Source organism: uncultured Caballeronia sp., from assembly GCF_964243625.1.
Classification (GTDB): Bacteria; Pseudomonadota; Gammaproteobacteria; order Burkholderiales; family Burkholderiaceae; genus Caballeronia.
On sequence record NZ_CAXTGZ010000456.1, the window covers coordinates 1 to 4971 of the forward strand.

At 59.3% G+C, this 4971-nt stretch carries 6 protein-coding genes; 5 read left to right on the forward strand and 1 reads right to left on the reverse strand.

Annotation, left to right across the window (positions count from 1 at the left end; all coding sequences use genetic code 11):
- Positions 1 to 307: 307 nt before the first annotated feature.
- The gene (locus ACFFAR_RS24515; RefSeq protein WP_174364470.1) at positions 308 to 1069 is read left to right on the forward strand and encodes a hypothetical protein; all 762 of its coding nucleotides are present in this window, start codon (positions 308 to 310) and stop codon (positions 1067 to 1069) included.
- 23 nt (positions 1070 to 1092) lie between these two features.
- Here ACFFAR_RS24515 and ACFFAR_RS24520 read toward each other — a convergent pair whose 3' ends face one another.
- Positions 1093 to 1989, reverse strand: coding sequence for a LysR family transcriptional regulator (locus tag ACFFAR_RS24520; RefSeq protein ID WP_075360140.1), 897 nt, complete (start codon positions 1987 to 1989; stop codon positions 1093 to 1095).
- A gap of 98 nt (positions 1990 to 2087) precedes the next feature.
- Here ACFFAR_RS24520 and ACFFAR_RS24525 point away from each other — a divergent pair, with 98 nt between their 5' ends.
- The 4 genes from ACFFAR_RS24525 to ACFFAR_RS24540 all read left to right on the forward strand — a co-directional run.
- Positions 2088 to 3047: an SDR family NAD(P)-dependent oxidoreductase gene (locus ACFFAR_RS24525; protein ID WP_174364471.1), complete on the forward strand. Its 960-nt coding sequence runs from the start codon at positions 2088 to 2090 to the stop codon at positions 3045 to 3047.
- A 118-nt stretch (positions 3048 to 3165) separates the two neighbouring features.
- Positions 3166 to 4002, forward strand: a complete 837-nt coding sequence (locus ACFFAR_RS24530) for an oxidoreductase (protein ID WP_174364472.1) — start codon at positions 3166 to 3168, stop codon at positions 4000 to 4002.
- A gap of 104 nt (positions 4003 to 4106) precedes the next feature.
- Positions 4107 to 4682, forward strand: a complete 576-nt coding sequence (locus ACFFAR_RS24535; protein ID WP_174364473.1) for a sigma-70 family RNA polymerase sigma factor — start codon at positions 4107 to 4109, stop codon at positions 4680 to 4682.
- An 11-nt stretch (positions 4683 to 4693) separates the two neighbouring features.
- Positions 4694 to 4971 (forward strand): hypothetical protein (locus ACFFAR_RS24540; RefSeq protein ID WP_174364474.1); only part of this gene is annotated, 278 nt, incomplete at its 3' end.

Sequence of the window (4971 nt, forward strand, 5' to 3'; positions counted from 1 at the left end):
GGTATCCGACGCACGGCCAAGAATCTGGGCGTTCTACGTGAGCCAGATTTCGACTCATCCATGGTTCGGAGTCGGCTTTGGCAAACCGTTGCCGTCGCTCGCATCACCAAGCTCCGCGACGCATTCATGAAATCGCACAGGCGGAACAGCCGCTGGAACCGGTGAGAGGTTAGAGAGTCGCACCGGAACAACACGCGCAACTGCGAAGCCGATTTCTTCGATCAATTTATGGTAAATATAACCGCCGAAAATATTGATAAGAATTCGTAACCGGTTGCTAGCGCACCTATCCGAGAAGACCAAAAAAATGAAAATGAATTCGCTTTGCTGCGCAATGGCAGCCCTTACGCTTTCTGCATGTGGCGGCGGCGGTGGTAGCGACAACAGCGCGCCGGTCAATTTCGTCCAGCCCGATACATCCGGCGGCGTGGCTCAAGGCTTTTATAGCGGCACCGATAATGCGGGCGACGTCGTTACCGGCATCGTCCTCGATACGGGCGTGTATTACTTCCTGTACGTCAATCAGACGTCCAACACACTGGGTCTTGTCCAGGGTACTGCGAGCCGCGCGAATGGGCCGCTGAATTCGACAGACGCGCGCAATTACGTCATCGGCCTGAATAGCGTGACGCCCGATAACATCGCGTTCTCCCTGGTGGCGCAAAGCAGTTTGAACGGCACGATCACACCTGTTGCTTCGGGTAGCACAACAGTCAATTTCACGACTCAATACAGCACGGTCTACGACCAAACCCCGAGCCTCGCAGCCATCGCCGGAACCTACACGGGCGTGGCGGGATCGATCAAAGGCGGAGAATCCATGTCGGTCACGATTACGCCTGCAGGTGCGGTATCGGGGCTCGGCACGAGTGGTTGCGTCTTCACGGGCACCGTGGCGCCGCACGGTTCGAAGAATGTCTACGACGCAACCGTCACGTTTGGCGGCGCGCCTTGCCTGTCGCCGAACAAAACGCTGACGGGCGTGCTCGCCGTCAATGACAACACAATACTCGCAGCAGCACCGCTCGCCGACCGTAGCGATGCATTCGTGCTCGCTGGATCCAGGTAATCGTGCCAAGGGGCGAAGCTTGACTAAGCTCCTTGCACATACTTTTCCAGTCCCGTAGCCAAAGCGGCAAACGCGACCTTGCAACTCGGGTTATCGCGAAGGTCTTCGTGCATGGCGAGCCATGTGTCGAGCTTGAGCGATATCCGCTTTGGGAAAAGCCGCACGAGAGCCGGATTGTTCCGCGCAAGACCGATCTGGCAATAGCCAATGCCAAACCCCGCCCTCAGCATGGCGAGCGACGCGAGGTCGCTGTCGGTGCGCAATGCCAGCGACTCGCGGTGCACGTCGGGTAACTTAGTTTTCATGCTGCGGATAAAAGCAGTTTCCTTATCGAAGCCGATCAGCGCATGACCAGCCAGATCATCGATTCGTGCAGGCCTGCCGCGCCGCGCCAAGTAGTCCTTATGCGCGTACATGCCGAGCTCCACATCGCCGATACGGCGCGCGATCAGCACGCCCTGGCTGGGCCGCTGCATACGCACTGCAATATCAGCCTCACGCTGCAACAGATCCTCTATACGATTGGATGACATCAATTCGATGGTCAGCTCGGGATAGGCCGCGTGCAGTTCGGTGATGATCGCAGGCAGGACCTCGACCGTGATCACGTCGCTCGCCGTAATGCGGATGGTGCCGCGCACTCCTGCTCCCTGACTCGATGCCGCGCGCAACAACGCCGTGCTCGTCGACTCCAGCGCCTCGGCGTAAGGGCGTAACGCAAGCGCTTCCTGCGTCGGGCTCAAACCCTGTTGCGTGCGGATGAAGAGCGCATAGCCCAGCGCTGTCTCGAGCGCATCCACGTGGCGGCCCACTGTAGGCTGCGTCAGGCCGAGCGACCGTGCGGCGCCCGACAAGGAGCCCTCGCGCAGCACCTCAAGAAACGTTCGATAAAAATCCCAGCTCAACGCATTCTCGATCATACAAAAATGTATATCCGCTCCACTATTTTCGACAATTTCATTTAACCACGATTCGCGCAAGAATGGTCGTCAATCGAAGAACACAACAGGAGTCGAAGATGAGCGAAAGCCGGATCGCATTGGTGTTGGGCGCAACAGGTGGCATTGGCGGAGAAGTGGCGCGGCAACTCGCCGGGGAAGGCTGGCATGTGCGCGCGCTGCATCGCCAGCCTGCAAAGCTGACCGCACGGGACGAACGTTTCGAGTGGCAACAAGGCGATGCAATGAACCGCGACGACGTCGTTGCGGCGTCCCACGGCGCGCAGCTTATCGTTCATGCGGTCAATCCGCCCGGATACAAGAATTGGGCGGCGCTGGTCCTGCCGATGATCGACAACACCATCGCAGCGGCGCAGGCGTCAGGCGCGCGGATTCTTTTGCCGGGCACCGTCTATAACTACGGACCCGACGCGCTCCCGTTACTAAGCGAGACGTCGCCTCAGAATCCAGTCACGCGCAAGGGTGCAATCCGTGTCGAGCTGGAGCGGCATTTGAAGAACGCAAGCGCCGATGGCGTGCGCAGCCTTGTCGTGCGTGCCGGCGATTTCTTCGGGCCCGGCAGCACGGGTAATAGCTGGTTGTCGAGCGCTCTGGTGAAACCAGGCAAGCCGGTACAGAGCATGTTTTATCCGGGCAACCGTGGCGTTGGACATCAGTGGGCGTATGTGCCGGACGTTGCACGAACAATGGTGCGGCTGGTTGAACGCGAACGGACGCTTCCGGACTTCGCCACTTACCAGATGCTCGGGCATTGGGACGCCGACGGCACTCGCATGATCGATGCAATCAAGCATGCGACCGGCCGCCCAAATATCAAGGTCCGCGCTTTTCCGTGGTGGGCGTTGCCCGCTATTGCACCGTTTTCGGAAACATTCCGGGAGCTGCTCGAAATGCGCTATTTGTGGAAAGAGCCTGTTCACATGAACAATACAGCGTTGCTGAACGTGCTTGGCGAAGAACCGCACACGCCTTGGGACGAAGCGGTCAGGACCACGTTGGCCGCTCTGAGGTGTCTATAGAAGAACCTTACGCTAGAAAGCGTGCTTTGCAGGATCAAGCAAGAACGCACGACGAACGGGCTACCGGTGAAGCATCGCCGCGTGTTCCCATGGAGCTCCGATCATCGAGGAGCACATCATGCAGACAACCTGGTTCATCACCGGCGCGAGCCGTGGACTCGGCGCAAACATCGCAGAAGCTGCCTTGCGAGCAGGCGACCGCGTGGTCGCGACGGGCCGCAAACGGGACGACGTCAGCGCGCGCCTTGGCCCGGACAGCGAGCAACTGCTCAACCTCACTCTGGATGTCGCCGATGCAACCCAGGCGCAAGCCGCAGTCGATGCAGCGATAAAGAAGTTCGGCACGATCGATGTGCTGGTGAACAACGCCGGCTACGGTCATCTGGGTTTCTTCGAAGAGACCACGATGCAGGACGTGCAGGCGCAACTCTCCACGAACCTCTTCGGCACCTTCAACGTCACATGGGCGGCGCTCCCGGTCATGCGCGCTGCTCGGCGGGGTCGCATCTTCAACGTGTCATCGCTTGCGGGCATTCTTGGCGCTGAACTGTGCTCGCTGTATAGCGCGAGCAAGTTTGCGCTCGAAGGTTTTTCCGAATCATTGGCCAAGGAAGTGGCGCCGTTTGGATTGCACGTGACCATCGTTGAGCCGGGTCCTTTCCGCACTGACTTCCTGAAGCCCGAGTCGCTTCGTTTCGGCGATAAACCCATCGCGGATTACGACGAACGACGCGCCATGCTTCGCGCGTCATTCGAACAACGCAATGGTCAGCAACCAGGCGACCCCGAGAAGCTTGCAGATGCGATGGTCAAACTTGCGGGCGAGCCCAAGCCGCCTCTGCGCTTCATTGCAGGTTCGATTGCCGTCAATGCGGCCGATGCAAAACTCGCCGCCATGCAAGCGGAATTGAATCAGTGGCGCGATGTATCGGTGAGCACCGACGGCACTTACTGAACGCGGCTCACTGGCAAAACGTCTAATCTCCCTCATGGAGCGGCCGCCCGGCCGCTTTTTTCACGCGGACACAATATTCCTGCTTGTGGATCGTCAGCAGGTGTATGGAACCGCCGAAGCCGTCAGGCCCGATCATCATCGAAAGCGATAACGAGATCACCGCAACCGTCTTGCGTGAGCGCTCGAAGCTCGGAAATTTTATCCGGCGTCGTGTGCGCGATCCCAGTGACGCCGAAGACATCCTGCAGGATGTGCTGCACGAGTTCGTCCGGGCGTACCGGCTGCCCGAGCCCATCGAACAGGTCAGTGCGTGGCTGTTCCGGGTGGCGCGCAATCGCATCATCGACCGGTTTCGCAAGAGGCGAGAACAGCCGTTAGGCGAAATCGACGATGAAGCCGATGAGGACTACCGGCTCGATCTCGCCCTTCCTGCGCAGGACAGCGGTCCCGAAGCGTCCTATGCGCGCACGGTCCTGCTGACGGCATTGCAGGAGGCGATCGATGAGCTTCCTGCCAATCAGCGCGACATTTTTATCGCTCACGAACTGGAGGGGCGCGGCTTCAAGGAGCTGGCGCTGGAAACCGGTGTGAGCATCAACACGCTGCTCGCTCGCAAGCGTTACGCGGTGCTGCATCTGCGCACGCGCTTGCAGCCTGTTTATGACGATCTGGATATTTGAGGAGAAAGGCAATGCGTTTCGGACTGAAGATATTGGCCAAGGTGGTGTTGGCATTCGTTGCGGTCGCCGCTTTGGGGTGGCTTGTCATGACCTTGTGGAACTGGGTGGTTCCGGCGTTGTTCATCGGCGCCCGGGTGATCGATTTTCCGCATGCGCTGGGGTTGATGGTGTTGAGCCGCATTCTGTTCGGCGGCTTTCGGGGGCATGGCGGAGGATGGCGGGGACGCCGGCAATGGCGGCGCTGGGAACAGATGACGCCCGAGGAACGCGAGCAATTCAAGAGCCGGCG

Excerpts from the sequence above, each read along its gene's own strand:
- ACFFAR_RS24515 (WP_174364470.1), top strand. The coding sequence starts at position 308 with ATGAAAATGAATTCGCTTTGCTGCGCAATGGCAGCCCTTACGCTTTCT.
- ACFFAR_RS24520 (WP_075360140.1), bottom strand. The coding sequence starts at position 1,989 with ATGATCGAGAATGCGTTGAGCTGGGATTTTTATCGAACGTTTCTTGAG.
- ACFFAR_RS24525 (WP_174364471.1), top strand. The coding sequence starts at position 2,088 with ATGAGCGAAAGCCGGATCGCATTGGTGTTGGGCGCAACAGGTGGCATT.
- ACFFAR_RS24530 (WP_174364472.1), top strand. The coding sequence starts at position 3,166 with ATGCAGACAACCTGGTTCATCACCGGCGCGAGCCGTGGACTCGGCGCA.
- ACFFAR_RS24535 (WP_174364473.1), top strand. The coding sequence starts at position 4,107 with ATGGAACCGCCGAAGCCGTCAGGCCCGATCATCATCGAAAGCGATAAC.